General features: G+C 69.8%; 18 protein-coding genes. 3 read left to right on the top strand and 15 right to left on the bottom strand.

Annotation, left to right across the window (positions count from 1 at the left end):
- Nucleotides 1–5: 5 nt before the first annotated feature.
- From nuoK to ACFZDA_RS38630, 11 genes are read right to left on the bottom strand one after another with little or no spacing between them, the layout of a single operon-like run.
- On the bottom strand, nt 6–305 hold the full coding sequence (nuoK, locus tag ACFZDA_RS38680; RefSeq protein ID WP_003992252.1) for an NADH-quinone oxidoreductase subunit NuoK: 300 nt from the start codon (nt 303–305) through the stop codon (nt 6–8).
- Nucleotides 302–1144: an NADH-quinone oxidoreductase subunit J gene (locus ACFZDA_RS38675; protein ID WP_391090712.1), complete on the bottom strand. Its 843-nt coding sequence runs from the start codon at nt 1142–1144 to the stop codon at nt 302–304. Before ACFZDA_RS38675 ends, nuoK begins: the two co-directional genes overlap by 4 nt.
- Nucleotides 1141–1782, bottom strand: a complete 642-nt coding sequence (gene nuoI, locus ACFZDA_RS38670; RefSeq protein ID WP_391090710.1) for an NADH-quinone oxidoreductase subunit NuoI — start codon at nt 1780–1782, stop codon at nt 1141–1143. Before nuoI ends, ACFZDA_RS38675 begins: the two co-directional genes overlap by 4 nt.
- Complete coding sequence (gene nuoH, locus ACFZDA_RS38665) at nt 1775–3154, bottom strand: NADH-quinone oxidoreductase subunit NuoH (protein ID WP_391090708.1); 1380 nt, start codon at nt 3152–3154, stop codon at nt 1775–1777. The genes nuoI and nuoH overlap by 8 nt, the downstream gene beginning before the upstream one ends.
- Nucleotides 3151–5655: an NADH-quinone oxidoreductase subunit G gene (locus ACFZDA_RS38660; protein ID WP_391090706.1), complete on the bottom strand. Its 2505-nt coding sequence runs from the start codon at nt 5653–5655 to the stop codon at nt 3151–3153. The genes nuoH and ACFZDA_RS38660 overlap by 4 nt, the downstream gene beginning before the upstream one ends.
- Complete coding sequence (gene nuoF, locus ACFZDA_RS38655) at nt 5652–6998, bottom strand: NADH-quinone oxidoreductase subunit NuoF (protein ID WP_391090704.1); 1347 nt, start codon at nt 6996–6998, stop codon at nt 5652–5654. Before nuoF ends, ACFZDA_RS38660 begins: the two co-directional genes overlap by 4 nt.
- The gene (nuoE, locus tag ACFZDA_RS38650; protein ID WP_391090702.1) at nt 6998–7858 is read right to left on the bottom strand and encodes an NADH-quinone oxidoreductase subunit NuoE; all 861 of its coding nucleotides are present in this window, start codon (nt 7856–7858) and stop codon (nt 6998–7000) included. Before nuoE ends, nuoF begins: the two co-directional genes overlap by 1 nt.
- Nucleotides 7855–9177 (bottom strand): NADH-quinone oxidoreductase subunit D, encoded by a 1323-nt coding sequence (locus ACFZDA_RS38645; RefSeq protein WP_391090700.1) that lies wholly within the window; start codon nt 9175–9177, stop codon nt 7855–7857. The genes nuoE and ACFZDA_RS38645 overlap by 4 nt, the downstream gene beginning before the upstream one ends.
- Nucleotides 9174–9914, bottom strand: a complete 741-nt coding sequence (locus ACFZDA_RS38640; RefSeq protein ID WP_391090699.1) for an NADH-quinone oxidoreductase subunit C — start codon at nt 9912–9914, stop codon at nt 9174–9176. Before ACFZDA_RS38640 ends, ACFZDA_RS38645 begins: the two co-directional genes overlap by 4 nt.
- Nucleotides 9911–10465, bottom strand: a complete 555-nt coding sequence (locus ACFZDA_RS38635; RefSeq protein ID WP_016640165.1) for an NADH-quinone oxidoreductase subunit B family protein — start codon at nt 10463–10465, stop codon at nt 9911–9913. Before ACFZDA_RS38635 ends, ACFZDA_RS38640 begins: the two co-directional genes overlap by 4 nt.
- Before the next feature lie 13 nt (nt 10466–10478).
- On the bottom strand, nt 10479–10838 hold the full coding sequence (locus ACFZDA_RS38630) for an NADH-quinone oxidoreductase subunit A (protein ID WP_003992243.1): 360 nt from the start codon (nt 10836–10838) through the stop codon (nt 10479–10481).
- A 724-nt stretch (nt 10839–11562) separates the two neighbouring features.
- Between ACFZDA_RS38630 and ACFZDA_RS38625 the strand changes: the two genes are divergently transcribed.
- Nucleotides 11563–12396, top strand: coding sequence for an NlpC/P60 family protein (locus ACFZDA_RS38625; RefSeq protein WP_391090696.1), 834 nt, complete (start codon nt 11563–11565; stop codon nt 12394–12396).
- A gap of 262 nt (nt 12397–12658) precedes the next feature.
- Nucleotides 12659–13285 carry a peptide deformylase gene (gene def, locus ACFZDA_RS38620; protein WP_391090694.1) on the top strand — a complete coding sequence of 209 codons (627 nt, stop codon included), beginning with the start codon at nt 12659–12661 and terminating at the stop codon, nt 13283–13285.
- A gap of 58 nt (nt 13286–13343) precedes the next feature.
- Here the strand turns inward: def and ACFZDA_RS38615 are convergent, their stop codons facing one another.
- The gene (locus ACFZDA_RS38615) at nt 13344–14627 is read right to left on the bottom strand and encodes a geranylgeranyl reductase family protein (protein ID WP_391090692.1); all 1284 of its coding nucleotides are present in this window, start codon (nt 14625–14627) and stop codon (nt 13344–13346) included.
- A gap of 105 nt (nt 14628–14732) precedes the next feature.
- On the bottom strand, nt 14733–15428 hold the full coding sequence (locus tag ACFZDA_RS38610; protein ID WP_391090690.1) for a demethylmenaquinone methyltransferase: 696 nt from the start codon (nt 15426–15428) through the stop codon (nt 14733–14735).
- A gap of 145 nt (nt 15429–15573) precedes the next feature.
- On the opposite strand from ACFZDA_RS38610, the gene ACFZDA_RS38605 reads away from it, so the two are divergent.
- Nucleotides 15574–16632 carry a chitinase gene (locus ACFZDA_RS38605; protein ID WP_391090688.1) on the top strand — a complete coding sequence of 353 codons (1059 nt, stop codon included), beginning with the start codon at nt 15574–15576 and terminating at the stop codon, nt 16630–16632.
- 31 nt (nt 16633–16663) lie between these two features.
- Here the strand turns inward: ACFZDA_RS38605 and ACFZDA_RS38600 are convergent, their stop codons facing one another.
- The gene (locus ACFZDA_RS38600) at nt 16664–17110 is read right to left on the bottom strand and encodes a hypothetical protein (RefSeq protein ID WP_391090687.1); all 447 of its coding nucleotides are present in this window, start codon (nt 17108–17110) and stop codon (nt 16664–16666) included.
- Nucleotides 17111–17128: 18 nt separating this feature from the next.
- The gene (mqnC, locus tag ACFZDA_RS38595) at nt 17129–18328 is read right to left on the bottom strand and encodes a cyclic dehypoxanthinyl futalosine synthase (RefSeq protein ID WP_391090685.1); all 1200 of its coding nucleotides are present in this window, start codon (nt 18326–18328) and stop codon (nt 17129–17131) included.
- Between the last annotated feature and the right edge of the window lie 64 nt (nt 18329–18392).

Below are 18392 nucleotides of genomic sequence, written 5' to 3'. Positions count from 1 at the left end.
ACCCCTTACAGCTTCATCAGGCTGGCGTCGTCGACCGAGGCCGAGTGGCGGGCGCGGAACAGGGACACGATGATCGCGAGCCCGACCACGACCTCCGCGGCGGCGACGACCATCGTGAAGAAGGCGATGATCTGGCCGTCGAGGTTGCCGTGCATCCGGGAGAAGGCGACGAACGCGAGGTTGCAGGCGTTGAGCATGAGCTCGATGCACATGAACACGACGATCGCGTTGCGCCGGATCAGTACGCCGGTGGCGCCGATCGTGAACAGCAGGGCCGCGAGATACAGATAGTTGACCGGGTTCATTTCGACGCCTCCTCGGGCCGCTTGAACGTGGTCGGCTCGATGGCCTTCCGCTCCAGGCGCTCCTCGGCACGCTGCTCCAGGGCCCGCAGGTCGTTGAGCGCCTCCTGCGACACGTCCCGGATCTGGCCCCGCTCCCGCAGCGTCTTGCTGACGGTGAGGTCGGACGGTGTGCCGTCGGGGAGCAGGCCCGCGATGTCGACCGCGTTGTGCCGGGCGTACACACCGGGCGCCGGCAGGGGCGGCAGCTGCTTACCGTCGCGGACCCGCTCCTCGGACAGCTCCCGCTGCGTCTTGGCGCGCTCGGTGCGCTCGCGGTGGGTGAGCACCATGGCGCCGACGGCGGCCGTGATGAGCAGGGCGCCGGTGATCTCGAACGCGAACACGTACCGGGTGAAGAGGAGGGCGGCGATGCCCTCCACATTGCCGCCGGCGTTGGCCTGGCCGATGCCGCTGAACTCCGTCAGGGAGGCGTTGCCGATGCCGGCGATCAGCAGGACGCCGAAGCCCAGGCCGCACAGCAGGGCCAGCCAGCGCTGGCCCTTGATGGTCTCCTTCAGGGAGTCCGCCGCGGTGACGCCGACGAGCATCACCACGAACAGGAACAGCATCATGATCGCGCCGGTGTAGACGATGATCTGGACGACGCCCAGGAAGTAGGCGCCGTTGGCGAGGTAGAACACCGCCAGAATGATCATGGTTCCGGCGAGGCAGAGGGCGCTGTGCACGGCCCTCTTCATGAGGATGGTGCACAGAGCGCCGATCACCGCGACCGTACCGAGGATCCAGAACTGGACGGCCTCTCCGGTGGAGGTGGAGTAGGCGGCGAGCTGGGTGGTCATCGGCCGATCACCTTCTCCGAGGCGGGTTCCGTCCCGCCGAAGGTCGAGTCGGCCTCCTGGACGACCTCACCCTTGGAGTGGGCGACCTGCCGCTCCGTACCGGGCGCGGCCTCGGTGACCAGGCCCCGGTAGTAGTCCTGCTCGTCGGTGCCCGGGTAGATGGCGTGGGGCGTGTCGACCATGCCCTCCTCCAGGCCGGCGAGCAGCTGCTCCTTGGTGTAGATGAGGTCGGCCCGGCTGGAGTCGGCGAGCTCGAACTCGTTCGTCATCGTCAGCGCGCGCGTGGGGCACGCCTCGATGCACAGGCCGCACAGGATGCAGCGGGCGTAGTTGATCTGGTAGACGCGGCCGTACCGCTCGCCCGGCGAGTAGCGCTCCTCGTCGGTGTTGTCCGCGCCCTCCACGTAGATGGCGTCGGCGGGGCAGGCCCACGCGCACAGTTCGCACCCGACGCACTTCTCCAGGCCGTCCGGATGGCGGTTGAGCTGGTGCCGTCCGTGGAAGCGCGGAGCCGTGGTCTTCTGCTGCTCCGGGTACTGCTCGGTCAGCCGCTTCTTGAACATGGCCTTGAAGGTCACGCCGAAGCCGGCCACCGGGTTCTGGAAACCGGGCTTGGTGTCCTTCGGTTCCTCAGCCATCGGACGCCTCCTTTCCATCCGTAGTTCCGCCCAGAGATCCGTCACTCTGAGTATCGGGCCCACCACTGACAATCAGCTCCCGCTCACGGCGCGAGCGGCGTCGCGGAACCGCCGGCAGCTCCTGTCCCGGCAGGGGCGGTACGGGGAATCCGCCCGCCATCGGGTCGAAGGCGGCCGGGGTCTCGGCCGGCTGCCCGTCCTCCTTCGCCTTCTCGCGGAACATGTCGACGACGAAGGAGAGCACCAGCAGGGCCAGCACGCCGCCGCCGACGTAGAGGGCGATGTCGGCGAAGTCGTAGCCCTCGTTGCGCAGGGCGCGGACGCTGGCGACGAGCATCAGCCAGACCAGCGAGACTGGGATGAGGACCTTCCAGCCGAGCTTCATCAGCTGGTCGTAGCGGACGCGTGGGAGCGTGCCGCGGATCCAGATGAACATGAACAGCAGCAACTGGACCTTGACCGTGAACCAGAGCATCGGCCACCAGCCGTGGTTCGCGCCCTCCCAGAACGTGCTGATCGGCCAGGGGGCCCGCCAGCCGCCGAGGAACAGCGTCGTGGCGACGGCCGAGACGGTCACCATGTTGACGTACTCGGCGAGCATGAACATCGCGAACTTGATCGACGAGTACTCGGTGTTGAAGCCGCCGACCAGGTCGCCCTCCGACTCCGGCATGTCGAACGGGGCGCGGTTGGTCTCGCCGACCATCGTCACGATGTAGATGACGAAGGAGAGCGGCAGCAGCAGGATGTACCAGCGGTCGGTCTGCTGCTCGACGATCGCCGACGTCGACATCGACCCCGAGTAGAGGAACACGGAGGCGAAGGCGGCGCCCATCGCGATCTCGTACGAGATCATCTGCGCGCAGGACCGCAGCCCTCCCAGCAGCGGGTACGTCGATCCCGAACTCCAGCCGGCCAGCACGATGCCGTAGATGCCGACGGAGGCGACCGCGAGGATGTAGAGCATCGCGATCGGCAGGTCGGTGAGCTGCATCGAGGTGCGGTGGCCGAAGATCGAGATCTCGTTGCCGGCCGGGCCGAAGGGGATCACCGCGATCGCCATGAAGGCCGGGATGGCCGCGACGACCGGCGCGAGGACGTACACGGCCTTGTCCGCGCGCTTGACGACGACGTCTTCCTTGAGCATCAGCTTGATGCCGTCGGCGAGCGACTGGAGCATGCCCCAGGGGCCGTGCCGGTTGGGGCCGATGCGCAGCTGCATCCAGGCGACGACCTTGCGCTCCATGACGATGGAGATCAGCACGGTCACCATCAGGAAGGCGAAGCAGAACACCGCCTTGATGGCGACCAGCCACCACGGGTCGGTGCCGAACATCGAGAGGTCTTCAGCAGCGAGGTACGACGGGCTCATGCCTCCACCTCCTTGGGGGCCTCGCCGGCGAGGGTCGCCGGTGCGATGCGGACGAGGGAGCCGGGCCGCGCCCCGGTGTCGGAGGCGACGCCGCCGCCCGTGGAGTTCAGCGGGAGCCACACCACCCGGTCGGGCATCTCACTGATCTGCAGCGGGAGTTCGACGACGCCCTGGGGGCCGGTCACCGCGAGGAGGTCGCCGTCCTTGACGCCCGCCTCGGCGGCGGTCGCGGCCGAGACACGCGCGCGTGCGGCGTGCCGGGTGCCGGCGAGTGCCTCGTCGCCCTGCTGGAGGACGCCCTGGTCGAGCAGCAGCCGGTGTCCGGCGAGCACGGCCTGCCCGGCGGCCGGGCGGGGCAGGGCGGCCGCCGTCTCCAGGGGTTCGGTGGCCCGCGGGCCGTCCCAGGCGCCGAGCCGGTCGATCTCCGCCCGGACGGTGCGCAGATCGGGCAGTCCGAGGTGGACGTCCATGGCGTCGGCCAGCATCTGCAGCACGCGCGCGTCGGTGGGTGCGAGACGGCGCGTCATGTGGTCGGGCTTGAGCGCGGCCTCGAAGAAACGGACCCGGCCTTCCCAGTTGAGGAAGGTGCCGGCCTTCTCGGCGACCGCGGCGACGGGCAGGACGACATCGGCCTTGCGGGTGATCTCGCCGGGCCGCAGTTCGAGCGAGACGACGAAGCCGGCCTCGTCGAGTGCCGCACGCGCGCGTGCCGGGTCGGGAAGGTCGGCGATCTCGACGCCCGCCACCAGCAGGGCCTGGAGTTCGCCGGTCGCGGCGGCCTCCACGATCTGGCCGGTGTCGCGGCCGTAGCGGTGCGGGAGGCTTGCCACGCCCCAGACGCCGGCGACCTCGTCACGCGCGCGTGGGTCGGTGGCGGGACGCCCGCCCGGCAGCAGCGACGGCAGCGCGCCCGCCTCGACGGCGCCGCGTTCCCCGGCCCGGCGCGGGATCCACGCCAGCCGGGCACCGGTCGCGGAGGACATGCGCACGGCGGCGGTCAGACCGCCGGCCACCGCGGCCAGCCGCTCACCGACGACGATCACGGCGCCCTCGGCGCGCAGCGCCTCGGCGGCCGCGGCGCCGTCGCCCTCCAGGCCGACGTTGCCCGCGAGCGCGTCCAGCCACTCGGTCTCGGTGCCGGGGGCGGCCGGCAGCAGCGTCCCACCGGCCTTCTCCAGACCGCGCGTGGCGTGCGTGGCCAGCGAGAAGACCTTCTGCCCGTGCTTACGCCAGGCCTTGCGCAGCCGCAGGAAGACGCCGGGCGCCTCCTCCTCCGCCTCGAACCCGACCAGCAGGACGGCGGGGGCCTTCTCCAGCGCGGTGTACGTGACGCCCGTACCGTCGAGGTCCCGGCCGCGCCCGGCGACCTGGGCGGCGAGGAAGTCGGCCTCCTCGCTGCTGTGCACGCGCGCGCGGAAGTCGATGTCGTTGGTGTCGAGCGCCACGCGCGCGAACTTGCTGTACGCGTAGGCGTCCTCGACGGTGAGCCGGCCACCGGTCAGCACGCCGGTGCGGCCCCGGGAGGCCAGCAGCCCCTGGGCCGCGATCTGGAGGGCCTCCGGCCAGGAGGCCGGTTCCAGTTCGCCCTCGGCGTTGCGCACCAGCGGCGTCTGAAGCCGGTCCCGCTGCTGCGCGTAGCGGAACGCGAACCGCCCCTTGTCGCAGATCCACTCCTCGTTGACCTCGGGGTCGTCGGCGGCGAGCCGGCGCATGACCTTGCCGCGCCGGTGGTCGGTGCGCGTGGCGCAGCCGCCGGAGCAGTGCTCGCACACCGACGGGGAGGAGACCAGGTCGAAGGGGCGGGAGCGGAATCGGTACGCCGCCGAGGTCAGCGCGCCGACCGGGCAGATCTGGATGGTGTTGCCGGAGAAGTACGACTCGAACGGGTCGCCCTCTCCGGTGCCGACCTGCTGGAGCGCGCCCCGCTCGATCAGCTCGATCATCGGGTCGCCCGCGACCTGGTTGGAGAACCGGGTGCAGCGCGCGCACAGCACGCACCGCTCGCGGTCGAGCAGCACCTGCGTGGAGATCGGGACGGGCTTCTCGTAGGTCCGCTTGCGGCCCTCGAAGCGGGAGTCGGCGTCGCCGTGCGACATGGCCTGGTTCTGCAGCGGGCACTCGCCGCCCTTGTCGCAGACCGGGCAGTCCAGCGGGTGGTTGATGAGCAGGAGCTCCATCACACCCTTCTGGGCCTTCTCGGCGACCGGCGAGGTGAGGTGGGTCTTGACCACCATTCCGTCGGTGCAGGTGATGGTGCAGGACGCCATGGGCTTGCGCTGGCCCTCGACCTCGACGATGCACTGCCGGCAGGCGCCGGCCGGGTCGAGGAGGGGGTGGTCGCAGAACCGGGGGATCTCGATGCCGAGCTGTTCGGCGGCCCGGATGACCAGGGTGCCCTTGGGCACGCTGATCTCGATGCCGTCGATCGTCAGCGTCACGAGGTCCTCCGGCGGGACCGCCGCCTCTCCCCCACCCGCGGGAGAGCTGGTGGTCACGGTCATGCGTTCACCTCCGTGCGGTCGGCCCAGGCCGTCGACCTGGCCGGGTCGAAGGGGCAGCCTCGGCCCGTGATGTGCTGCTCGTACTCCTCGCGGAAGTACTTGAGCGAGGAGAAGATCGGCGAGGCGGCGCCGTCGCCGAGGGCGCAGAAGGACTTGCCGTTGATGTTGTCGGCGATGTCGTTCAGCTTGTCGAGGTCGGACATCCGTCCCTTGCCGGCCTCGATGTCGCGCAGCAACTGCACGAGCCAGTAGGTCCCTTCGCGGCAGGGCGTGCACTTGCCGCAGGACTCGTGGGCGTAGAACTCGGTCCAGCGCGTCACGGCCCGCACCACGCAGGTCGTCTCGTCGAAGCACTGGAGGGCTTTGGTGCCGAGCATGGAACCCGCGGCGCCCACTCCTTCGTAATCAAGAGGGACGTCGAGATGCTCGTCGGTGAACATCGGGGTCGAGGAGCCGCCCGGCGTCCAGAACTTGAGGCGGTGCCCGGGGCGCATCCCGCCGCTCATGTCGAGGAGCTGGCGGAGCGTGACCCCGAGCGGCGCCTCGTACTGGCCGGGGCTGGCGACGTGGCCGGACAGGGAGTAGAGCGTGAAGCCGGGCGACTTCTCGCTCCCCATCGACCGGAACCATTCCTTGCCCCGGTGCATGATCGCGGGAACCGACGCGATCGACTCGACGTTGTTCACCACAGTGGGGCAGGCGTAGAGGCCCGCGACGGCAGGGAAGGGGGGACGAAGCCGCGGTTGACCCCGGCGGCCTTCGAGCGAGTCCAGCAGTGCGGTCTCCTCACCGCAGATGTACGCGCCCGCGCCCGCGTGCACGGTGATGTCGAGGTCGAGTCCGCTGTCCAGGATGTTCTCGCCGAGGAAGCCCGCCTCGTAGGCCTCGCGGACGGCCGAGTGCAACCGCCGCAACACGGGGACGACTTCACCACGCAGATAGATGAACGCATGCGAAGACCTGATGGCGTAACACGCGATGATCATGCCCTCGATGAGGCTGTGCGGGTTCGCGAAGAGGAGCGGGATGTCCTTGCACGTCCCGGGCTCCGACTCGTCGGCGTTGACAACCAGATAGTGCGGCTTTCCATCCCCCTGGGGAATGAACTGCCACTTCATGCCCGTGGGGAATCCCGCGCCGCCGCGCCCGCGCAGACCGGAGTCCTTGACGTACGCGATCACGTCGTCCGGCGACATGGCGAGCGCCTTGCGCAGCCCTTCGTACCCGTCGTGCCGCCGGTACACGTCCAGCGTCCAGGACTTGTCCTCGTCCCAGAAGGCCGACAGCACCGGTGCGAGCAGCTTCTCGGGGCTCATGTCTTTCAGCTCGGGTGCCAAGGTCATCACTCCCCCTCCTCGGCGACAGGCCCGGCCGGGTGGGCAGGGTCGGAGGCCGACGTGTCCTGCGGCGCGTCGTGCGAGCTCAGGTGCTCCGTCGGTGACGGCTCGTGCGGCGTGTCGTCCCGGGGTGCCTCGCCGCGCGGATGCACCACGCGCGCGGGGGCGGACTCGCCCTTGGCGAGCTTCAGGCCGACCAGGGAGGCGGGTCCCGCGCTGCCCCCGGACTCGACGGCCCCCTCCCGCTCGTCGGGGAATCCGGCCAGAACCCGGGCGGTCTCCTTGAAGGTGCACATCGGCGCCCCGCGCGTGGGGGTGACCGGCCGGCCCGCGCGCAGGTCGTCGACGAGGCGCCGGGCGCTCGCCGGGGTCTGGTTGTCGAAGAACTCCCAGTTGACCATCACGACCGGCGCGAAGTCGCAGGCCGCGTTGCACTCGATGTGCTCCAGGGTGACCTTGCCGTCGTCGGTGGTCTCGCCGTTGCCGACGCCCAGGTGCTCCTGGAGCTCCTCGAAGATCGCGTCCCCGCCCATGACGGCGCACAGGGTGTTGGTGCACACCCCGACCTGGTAGTCACCGCTCGGCTTGCGCCGGTACATGGTGTAGAAGGTGGCGACTGCGGTGACCTCGGCCGTGGTCAGGCCGAGCATGTCCGCGCAGAACCGCATGCCGGTGCGCGTGACATGGCCTTCCTCGGACTGCACGAGGTGCAGCAGCGGCAGGAGGGCGGACCGGGAGTCCGGGTAGCGGGCGATGATCTCGCGCGCGTCGGTCTCCAGGCGGGCCCGGACGTCGTCCGGGTAGGCGGGTGCGGGCAGTTCGGGCATGCCCAGGCTGACGCCCCGCTCGGAAGAAGAGGTGGTCACCGGTCGACGCCTCCCATCACGGGGTCGATGGACGCGACGGCGACGATGACGTCGGCGACCTGGCCGCCCTCGCACATCGCCGCCATGGCCTGCAGGTTGGTGAAGGACGGGTCGCGGTAGTGGACCCGGTAGGGGCGGGTGCCGCCGTCGGACACGACGTGCACGCCGAGCTCGCCCTTGGGCGACTCGACCGCCGCGTACGCCTGTCCCGACGGGACGCGGAAGCCCTCGGTGACCAGCTTGAAGTGGTGGATCAGGGCCTCCATCGAGGTGCCCATGATCTTCTTGATGTGGTCGAGGGAGTTGCCGAGGCCGTCGGGCCCCAGGGCGAGCTGGGCCGGCCAGGCGATCTTCTTGTCGGCGACCATGACCGGGCCGGGCTGGAGCCGGTCCAGGCACTGCTCGACGATCCTGAGCGACTGCCGCATCTCCTCCAGGCGGATGAGGAAGCGGCCGTAGGAGTCGCAGGTGTCGGCGGTCGGGATGTCGAAGTCGTACGTCTCATAGCCGCAGTAGGGCTGTGTCTTGCGCAGGTCGTGCGGCAGGCCGGTGGAGCGCAGGATCGGGCCCGTCGCACCGAGGGCCATGCAGCCGGCCAGGTCGAGGTAGCCGACGTCCTGCATACGGGCCTTGAAGATGGGGTTCCCGGTGGCGAGCTTGTCGTACTCCGGGAGGTTCTTCTTCATCTTCTTCACGAACTCGCGGATCTGGTCCACCGCGCCGGGCGGCAGGTCCTGGGCGAGTCCGCCGGGGCGGATGTACGCGTGGTTCATCCGCAGGCCGGTGATCAGCTCGTAGATGTCGAGAATGAGTTCACGATCACGGAATCCGTAGATCATGATCGTGGTGGCGCCGAGCTCCATGCCACCGGTGGCGATGCACACCAGGTGCGACGAGAGCCGGTTCAGCTCCATCAGGAGCACGCGGATGATCGAGGCCCGGTCCGGGATCTGGTCCTCGATGCCGAGGAGCTTCTCGACGCCGAGGCAGTACGCCGTCTCGTTGAAGAACGGCGTCAGGTAGTCCATGCGCGTCACGAACGTGGTGCCCTGCGTCCACGTCCGGTACTCGAGGTTCTTCTCGATGCCGGTGTGGAGGTAGCCGATGCCGCAGCGGGCCTCGGTGACGGTCTCGCCGTCGATCTCCAGGATCAGGCGGAGCACGCCGTGCGTGGACGGGTGCTGTGGGCCCATGTTGACGACGATGCGCTCGTCGTCGGTGCGGGCCGCGGACTGGACGACCTCGTCCCAGTCGCCGCCGGTGACGGTGTAGACGGTGCCCTCGGTGGTCTCCCGGGGGGAGGCGTGCGATGTGCTCATGAGTACGACCTCCGCTGGTCCGGAGCCGGGATCTGGGCGCCCTTGTACTCGACGGGGATGCCGCCGAGGGGATAGTCCTTGCGCTGCGGAAAGCCCTGCCAGTCGTCCGGCATCATGATCCGCGTCAGGGCGGGGTGGCCGTCGAAGACGATGCCGAAGAAGTCGTAGGTCTCGCGCTCGTGCCAGTCGTTCGTCGGATAGACCGAGTACAGCGACGGGATGTGCGGGTCGCTGTCGGGGCAGCTGACCTCCAGGCGGATCAGCCGGTTGTGGGTGATCGAGCGCAGGTGGTAGACGGCGTGCAGTTCGCGGCCCGTGTCGCTGGGGTAGTGGACGCCGCTGACGCCGGTGCACAGCTCGAAGCGCAGGGCCGGGTCGTCGCGCAGGGTCCTGGCGACCCGCACCAGGTGCTCGCGCTCGATGTGGAAGGTCAGCTCGTCGCGGTCGACGACCGTCTTCTCGATGGCGTTCTCGGGGAGGAGCCCCTGTTCCTCCAGGGCGCCCTCCAGTTCGTCGGCGACCTCGTCGAACCACCCGCCGTAGGGGCGGGTCGCCGGTCCCGGGAGCCGGACCGAGCGGACCAGGCCGCCGTAGCCGGAGGTGTCGCCGCCGTTGTTCGCGCCGAACATGCCGCGCTGGACGCGGATCTCCTCGCCGCCCTGGCCGCGCTGGCCCGGGAGGTTCGAGGCGCTGAGGTCCTTCTCGGGGTTGACCCCGTTGTCGCTGACGTCGCTCACCGCAGCAGCCCCTTCATCTCGATCGTGGGCAGGGCCTTGAGCGCCGCCTCCTCCGCCTCGCGGGCCGCCTCCTCGGCGTTCACGCCGAGCTTGGAGGTCTGGATCTTCTGGTGGAGCTTGAGGATCGCGTCCATGAGCATCTCCGGCCGTGGCGGGCAGCCGGGGAGGTAGATGTCGACCGGCACGACGTGGTCGACGCCCTGGACGATGGCGTAGTTGTTGAACATGCCGCCCGAGGAGGCGCAGACCCCCATGGAGATCACCCACTTGGGGTTGGGCATCTGGTCGTAGACCTGCCGCAGCACCGGCGCCATCTTCTGGCTCACCCGGCCTGCGACGATCATCAGGTCCGCCTGACGCGGCGAGCCCCTGAAGACCTCCATGCCGAAGCGCGCCAGGTCGTAGCGCCCGGCACCGGTGGTCATCATCTCGATGGCGCAGCACGCCAGGCCGAACGTGGCGGGGAAGACGGACGACTTGCGCACCCAGCCCGCGGCCTGTTCGACGGTGGTCAGCAGGAAGCCGCTCGGCAGCTTTTCTTCGAGTCCCATGACTTGTGGCCCCTCAGTCCCATTCCAGGCCGCCGCGCCGCCATACGTACGCGTACGCGACGAAGACGGTGAGCACGAAGAGCAGCATCTCCACGAGCCCGAAAATCCCCAGGGCGTCGAAGGTGACGGCCCAGGGATAGAGGAAGACGATCTCGATGTCGAAGACGATGAAAAGCATCGCCGTCAGGTAGTACTTGATGGGGAAGCGCCCGCCGCCGGCCGGCGTGGGGGTCGGCTCGATCCCGCATTCGTAGGCCTCGAGCTTGGCCCGGTTGTACCGCTTGGGCCCGATCAACGTGGCCATGACCACGGAGAAGATCGCAAAGCCTGCCCCGAGGGCTCCCAGTACGAGGATGGGCGCATAAGCGTTCACCGCTCCTCGCTCCTCTCAGTCGGCACTGACTGCTGGCGGTTTGCATCGGGCTCACATCCGCCCCACCTGTCCCTCGAACCCCGCCCGCCCCGGCGAAGATCGGGAACATGTGAAGCAGGTCACAAGCCCAACCGCGTGCATCTTATGCCCGACGCTCTGTGATCTGCGACACGGGGTATTGCACAAGCTTTGTGATCTCTACCACCTGACGATCGATCATGAAGTCGGATGAGCGGTGATCTTCACACCCGAAGCGTCCGAGTGATCACCAGAGGTGACATTTTGGCTCGTCAGCGCAGGCCGGAGGGGGCGTCTCAATATCAAGAGGGTTCCCGTGCATGCAAATTGGTGATGGACTCGATCTCTTGATAGAGGCGCGTTCACACCTCAAGGGGCGTGCGGAGCGGGGTGTGGACGCGTGCATTCGTTCACGATCTTCGCGAGGCCGTGATCCGGTCGTGATCTCCGACGGCGGACGCCGCTGCCGTGACAGCCGTTCCGTGACCTCCGTCACACGGATGAGAGGCTCATGAGAACGGGGCTTGGCCAATCAACCCAACCGATGGTAGGTGCGGGGCAATTCGGGCGTATTGATCAAAGACCGTGATCACAGGCCGGTTACGGTGAGCCCGCAATGTCCGTTACGGCGTCAATAAAGAGCCTCGTGCGGGCGTTTTCGGGGCTCGATTGAACAACTGTGGCGCAGCACACGTTTCTTGAAGATATGAAGGAGCCCCTGGTACCGGTTGTTCCCATGTCCCACACCGCTCACATACGCAGCCACCGGAAGCCCCGCCGCAGCGCGACCTCTTCGATCGCCCTGCGTGCCGGAGTTGCCGGTGGCGTTCTCAGCATGGCAGCGGCTGGTGCGTCGGCCTCGGCGAACGCCGCCGAGCCGGTGACGCAGACCATCGAGCTGCCCACCCTGACGGCCGACCTGTCCGCTCAGGTCGCCCAGTCCGCCGCCGCCACCCAGCAGACGGCCGCGAACTACGAACTGCGCGCAGAGCGTGACGCCGCCGCCGCCAAGGCCGCCGCGGAGGCCAAGAAGGACCTCGCCGAGGCGAAGAAGAAGGCGGAGGCCAAGAAGAAGGCCGCCGAGGCCGCCCGCAAGGCCGCCGCCGAGCGCGCCACGCGCAGCACCGAGCGTGCCACGCTCTCCGCCTCCGCGTCCGCCTCCACGTCGGTGTCGGCGCCCTCCAGCGGCAGCGTCGCGACCGTCATCGCCTTCCTGAAGGCTCAGGTGGGCGACGCCTACGTCATGGGTGCCACCGGTCCCAACGCCTGGGACTGCTCCTCGCTCGTGCAGGCCGCGTACAAGCAGGTGGGTGTGGACCTGCCGCGCGTCTCGCAGGACCAGTCGATGGCCGGCACGGACGTGCCGCTGTCCGACGTCCAGGTCGGCGACATCCTCTACTGGGGCGGCAAGGGCTCCGCGTACCACGTGGGTGTCTACATCGGCGACGGCCAGTACCTGGACGCGGCCAACCCGTCCAAGGGCGTCGTCATCCAGGACCTGTCGGGCTACCCGGCGTCGGGCGCCGTGCGCGTCCTCTGACCGCACGCACACGGGCTTGAGGGCCGCTGCCACTCGGGGCAGCGGCCCTCCCGGCATGTCCGCAGCAGGGGCGAGGCGCCCTGTCCGCCGCAGGAGGCCGCCGGGCCCCGTGAGGGCCCCGGCCCCTCGGCAGCGGCCCGGCGGCTCCCCTGGGGGCCGTGAGGAGGCGTCTGCGGGTACGGCCGGTCTGCCGCTGGGACCGCTGCGGGCGTTCTGCTGTGATGACTCCCCACAGCATCCTCATGCGGACAGGGAGAGACAGATGCCGAGCGTCTTCGTACAAGGACGGCCCGTCGACTCGTACCCGGGGCTCGCGCCCGAGGCCCGGCGCGGGCGGGTCCGGCGGATCACCGAGGTCGGTGAGGAGGTCCTGCACAAGCCGTGCCGGGACGTCACCGAGTTCGGTCCGGACCTCGCCGCGCTGATCGACGACATGTTCCTCACGATGTACACCGCGGACGGTGCCGGACTCGCGGCGAACCAGGTCGGGGTCGATCTGCGGCTGTTCGTCTACGACTGCCCGGATGACGACGGGGTGCGGCACGTCGGGCACATCGTCAACCCGGTGCTGGAGCCGCTGGACGCCGCTCACCGGAGGCTGCTCGACGAGGGCGAGGGGTGCCTGTCGGTGCCGGGGGCCACGATGGACGTGCCGCGTCCGGACCGGGCGGTGGTACGCGGGTACGACCGGGACGGCGAACCGCTCGTGATCGAAGGCACGGGCTACTTCGCCCGCTGCCTGGCGCACGAGACCGACCATGTGAACGGACAGGTGTACCTGGACCGGCTGTCCGGGCGGGAACGCAAGGAGGCGCTGCGGCAGACGGCGGACCGGCGCGAGGCGGTGTTCGCGCGCCGGGCCGCCAACATCGCGGCGCTGAGCGGCTGAGCGGGCCTTCGGCGCCGAAGGCCCGAGTGCCTGGAGGCCCGAAGGCCCGAGTGCCTGATCAGGCCTTCGGTGCCACCTTGCTCAGGCCGTTGATGATGCGGTCCATCGCGTCGCCGCCGGTCGGGTCGGTGAGGTTCGCGAGGAGCTTCAGCGTGAACCTCATCAGCATCGGGTGCGTGAGCCCGCGCTGGGCCGCGATCTGCATGACCTTCGGGTTGCCGATGAGCTTCACGAAGGCCCGGCCGAGCGTGTAGTAGCCGCCGTAGGTGTCCTTCAGGACGCGCGGGTAGCGCTGGAGGGCCATCTCGCGGCCGGCCGGCGTCGCCCGCGCGTGCGCCTGCACGATGACGTCGGCGGCGATCTGGCCGGACTCCATGGCGTAGGCGATGCCCTCGCCGTTGAAGGGGTTCACCAGGCCGCCGGCGTCGCCCACCAGCAGCAGTCCCTTGGTGTAGTGGGGCTGGCGGTTGAAGGCCATGGGGAGGGCGGCGCCGCGGATGGGCCCGGTCATGTTGTCCGGGGTGTAGCCCCAGTCCTCCGGCATGGACGCGCACCAGGCCTTCAGGACCTCGCGCCAGTCCAGCTCCCTGAAGGAGTCGGAGGTGTTGAGGACGCCCAGACCGACGTTGGACGTGCCGTCGCCCATGCCGAAGATCCAGCCGTAGCCGGGCAGGAGACGGTCCACGGGGCCGCGGCGGTCCCACAGTTCCAGCCAGGACTCCAGGTAGTCGTCCTCGTGGCGCGGGCTGGTGAAGTACGTCCGTACGGCCACGCCCATCGGGCGGTCCTCGCGGCGGTGCAGGCCCATCGCGAGGGACAGGCGCGTGGAGTTGCCGTCGGCGGCCACGACGAGCGGGGCGCGGAAGGTGACCTCGCGCTTGTCCTCGCCGAGCTTGGCGTGCACACCGGTGATCCGGCCCGTGCGGTCGTCCAGGATCGGCGCGCCCACGTTGCAGCGCTCGAACAGCCGGGCGCCCGCCTTCTGGGCCTGCCGGGCGAGCTGCTCGTCGAAGTCGTCACGCTTGCGGACGAGGCCGTAGTCGGGGAAGGAGGCGAGATCCGGCCAGTCGAGCTGGAGCCGCACCCCGCCGCCGATGATGCGCAGGCCCTTGTTGCGCAGCCAGCCGGCCTCCTCCGAGATGTCGATGCCCATCGCCACCAGCTGCTTGACGGCGCGTGGGGTGAGGCCGTCGCCGCAGACCTTCTCGCGCGGGAACTCCGTCTTCTCCAGGAGCAGTACGTCGAGTCCGGCCTTGGCGAGGTGGTACGCGGTCGTGGAGCCGGCTGGCCCCGCGCCGACGACGATCACATCGGCGGTGTTTTCGGAGAGGGGCTCGGTCACGGCGGGATCTCCCCAAGGTTCGAAATCTGCGTGCCGACCGGCACGGGGACAGGGGGCAGTCTATTCAGCGCTCTTGATCACCCGGCCGAAGGGCTGCTCCCGGGCTCAGCTGTCCTTGAAGCCCCGGTGCAGGGCGACGATGCCGCCGCTGAGGTTGCGCCAGGCCACCCGGGACCAGCCGGCCTTGCCCAGCCGCCCGGCGAGCTCGGGCTGGTCGGGCCAGGCCCGGATGGACTCGGCGAGGTAGACGTAGGCGTCGGGGCTGGAGGACACGGCCCGCGCCACCGGCGGCAGGGCGCGCATCAGGTACTCGGTGTAGACGGTGCGCAACGGCGCCCAGGTGGGGTGGGAGAACTCGCAGATCACGACCCGCCCGCCAGGCCGGGTCACCCGGTACATCTCGTGCAGGGCGGCGTCCGTGTCCTGCACGTTGCGCAGCCCGAAGGAGATGGTGACGGCGTCGAAGGTGCCGTCCTTGAAGGGCAGCCGGGTCGCGTCCCCGGCGGTGTAGGGCAGCCAGGGCCGGCGCTGCTTGCCGACCCGGAGCATGCCCTGGGAGAAGTCGCAGGGGACGACGTACGCGCCGGTGCGGGCGAAGGGCAGCGAGGACGTGCCCGTGCCCGCCGCCAGGTCGAGGACCTTCTGCGCGGGGCGCGCGTCGACCGCCTTGGCGACCTCCTTGCGCCATCGCCGGTCCTGGCCGAGGGACAGCACGTCGTTGGTGAGGTCGTACCGTTCCGCCACGTCGTCGAACATCGAGGCGACTTCGTGCGGCTGCTTGTCCAGGGATGCGCGGGTCACGGGCCCATTGTTGCAGTACGCCCGCCCGGGAGAAGGCGCGGCTCCGGCCGTGACACGGTGTTCCCTGCCTCGGGAGACGTTCGCTGCCGGGAAACGTACTGGGTGCGTGTACCCCTGAGGTCTCACGAGAACGGGAGCACGCGTCATGAGGAGTTACCGGAAGCCCGCGGCGGTCGGACTGGGTTGCGTGGTCGCCTTGGTCGCCCTGGTCGCCACGGGGTGCTCCGAACAGGCCGAACCCGCCGAACAGGCCGATCCGCCCGACCGGGCGGCCCGTCCGGCCCCCTCGGCGACAGCCGCCCCCGGCACCTCGTCCCCTGCCGGGACCGGCACCGCCTACGCCCCGTACGCCAGCGCCACGGATGCCGCCGGCACCGACTCGGCCGGCTCCCCGACGACGTACAACCTGGCCTTCGTCCTGGCCGACGGTGACGACTGCGCCCCGAGCTGGGACGGCGGTCACGAGATCGGTGACGCGGCGGTGAGGTCCCGGACAGCGCGGCTGACACAGAACGGCGCCCAGGTCCGGGTCTCCTTCGGCGGCGCCTCCGGCAGGGAACTCGCGGCCGTGTGCGACAGCGCGACGGAACTGGCGGCGGCGTACGGCACCGCCCTCGACGCGGCCGGAGCCACCCGGGCCGACTTCGACGTCGAGGGCGACGAGCTGGCCGACTCCGCCTCCGTCGCCCTGCGTTCGAAGGCGATCGCGCTGCTCCAGAAGGAACGCACGGACCTGGAGGTCTCCTTCACGCTCCCGGTCATGCCCTCGGGCCTGGGCGAGGACAGCCTGGCGCTGCTCGGCTCCGCCGACGACGACGGCGTGCGGGTCGCCACGGTCAACCTGATGACGATGAACTACGGCACGTCCTTCGACGGCGACATGGGCGGCTACGCCCTCACAGCCGCCAGGGCCGCGCACACCCAGCTGAAGAAGGTCTTCGGCACCTCGGACAAGGAGGCATGGCAGGGCATGGCGCTCACCTCGATGATCGGCGTCAACGACGTCGACGGCGAGACCTTCACGCTCGCCGACGCGGCCGAGGTCCGGGCCTTCGCCGAGGAGAAGGGCATCGGGTGGGTGTCCATGTGGTCGGCCGCGCGGGACCGGCCGTGCGCGGACGGCTCCGCGCCGGACCGGCCGGCGACCGACTGCAGTGGCGTGCGGCAGCGTCCGGGGGCGTTCGGGGAGGCGTTCGCGGGCTGACGGCCGGAGCGCCGGATGAGAAGGGCGCTGGTCAGCGCCGCCGGTGCACGAGCCGCCCCGCGCACACCGTCGCGACGCACTCCCCCGCGTCGTCGAAGACGGCGAGGTCGGCGCGGCCGGTCGGGACGATCGCGGTGTTGCGCGCACGCGGCAGGACGACGACGTCGTTGCGCTCGGCGGCGGACCGCAGTTCCGGTGAGTCGACGTACTCCTCCAGGACCGCGACCGCGCCGAGCTTCAGCACCTCGTGGACACGTTCGCGCGGGCTCGGGGCGTCCGGGAGCGGCCCCTCGTGGACCCGGGCGGGACCGAGGGTCCCGGGCCATCTGCGGACCCGGGCCCGGGGGAACGCCTCACGGACGTCGTCGAGTTTCCCGACGGCACCGATCCGGTCCCGTCCGACGGCCACGGCACCGCCCTTGACGGGCTCGGAGTCCCAGGTGACGCGGACGGCGTCGGCCGTGTGAATGGTTTCCAACTGCCTCTCCGCGGCCGCTCAGTTGGAGGCGAGCAGCTTCAGCTCGGGGTGAGCCGTGCCGCCCTCGATGGCCGTGGAGGAGATGTGCGAGACCACGCGGTCGTCGACGGGGTCGTTCGCCGGGTCGTCGTGCACCACGAGGTGCTCGTACGTGGTCGACCGCTGCGCGGGCACCCGCCCGGCCTTGCGGATCAGGTCGATGATCTCCATCCGGTTGGACCGGTGCTTGGCGCCCGCGGAGGAGACGACGTTCTCCTCCAGCATGATCGAGCCGAGGTCGTCGGCGCCGTAGTGCAGGGAGAGCTGCCCGGCCTCCTTGCCCGTGGTCAGCCACGAGCCCTGGATGTGGGCGATGTTGTCCATGAACAGCCGGGCGATCGCGATCATCCGCAGGTACTCGAAGAGGGTCGCCTGCGTCCGGCCCTTCAGGTGGTTGTTCTCGGGCTGGTAGGTGTACGGGATGAAGGCGCGGAAGCCGCCCGTGCGGTCCTGGACGTCCCGGATCATCCGCAGGTGCTCGATGCGCTCGGCGTTGGTCTCGCCGGTGCCCATGAGCATGGTGGAGGTGGATTCGACGCCCAGGTTGTGCGCGATCTCCATGATCTCCAGCCAGCGCTCGCCGGACTCCTTCAGCGGGGCGATGGCCTTGCGGGGCCGCTCGGGCAGCAGTTCGGCGCCGGCACCGGCGAAGGAGTCGAGCCCGGCGGCGTGGATGCGCCGGATGGCCTCCTCGACGCTCACCTTGGAGATCCGGGCCATGTGCTCGACCTCGGACGCCCCCAGGCTGTGGATGACCAGCTGCGGGAACTCCCTCTTGATCGCCGCGAAGTGCTTCTCGTAGTACTCGACGCCGTAGTCCGGGTGGTGTCCGCCCTGGAACATGATCTGGGTGCCGCCCAGCTCGACCGTCTCGGCGCACCGGCGCAGGATGTCGTCCAGGTCCCGGGACCAGCCCTTGGCCGTGTCCTTGGGGGCGGCGTAGAAGGCGCAGAACTTGCACGCCGTGACGCAGACGTTCGTGTAGTTGATGTTGCGCTCGATGATGTACGTCGCGATGTGCTCGGTGCCGGCGTACCTGCGGCGGCGTACGGCGTCGGCCGCGGAGCCCAGCGCGTGCAGCGGTGCGTCCCGGTACAGCGCGAGCGCCTCGTCGGGGGTGATCCGCCCACCGGCGGCTGCACGGTCGAGGATGGGCTGAAGGTCGGCCTTCTCGGTCACCGGGCGTCCCTTTCGTAAGGGTTGTGGACGGACCAGCCCAGCGTACGCCAGCCGTTCGGGCCGC

This window comes from Streptomyces sp. NPDC007991 (genome assembly GCF_042958445.1).
Taxonomy (GTDB): Bacteria; Actinomycetota; Actinomycetes; order Streptomycetales; family Streptomycetaceae; genus Streptomyces.
The sequence above is the reverse complement of the archived record's forward strand: the minus strand, read 5'-3'. Positions and strand labels throughout refer to the sequence as shown.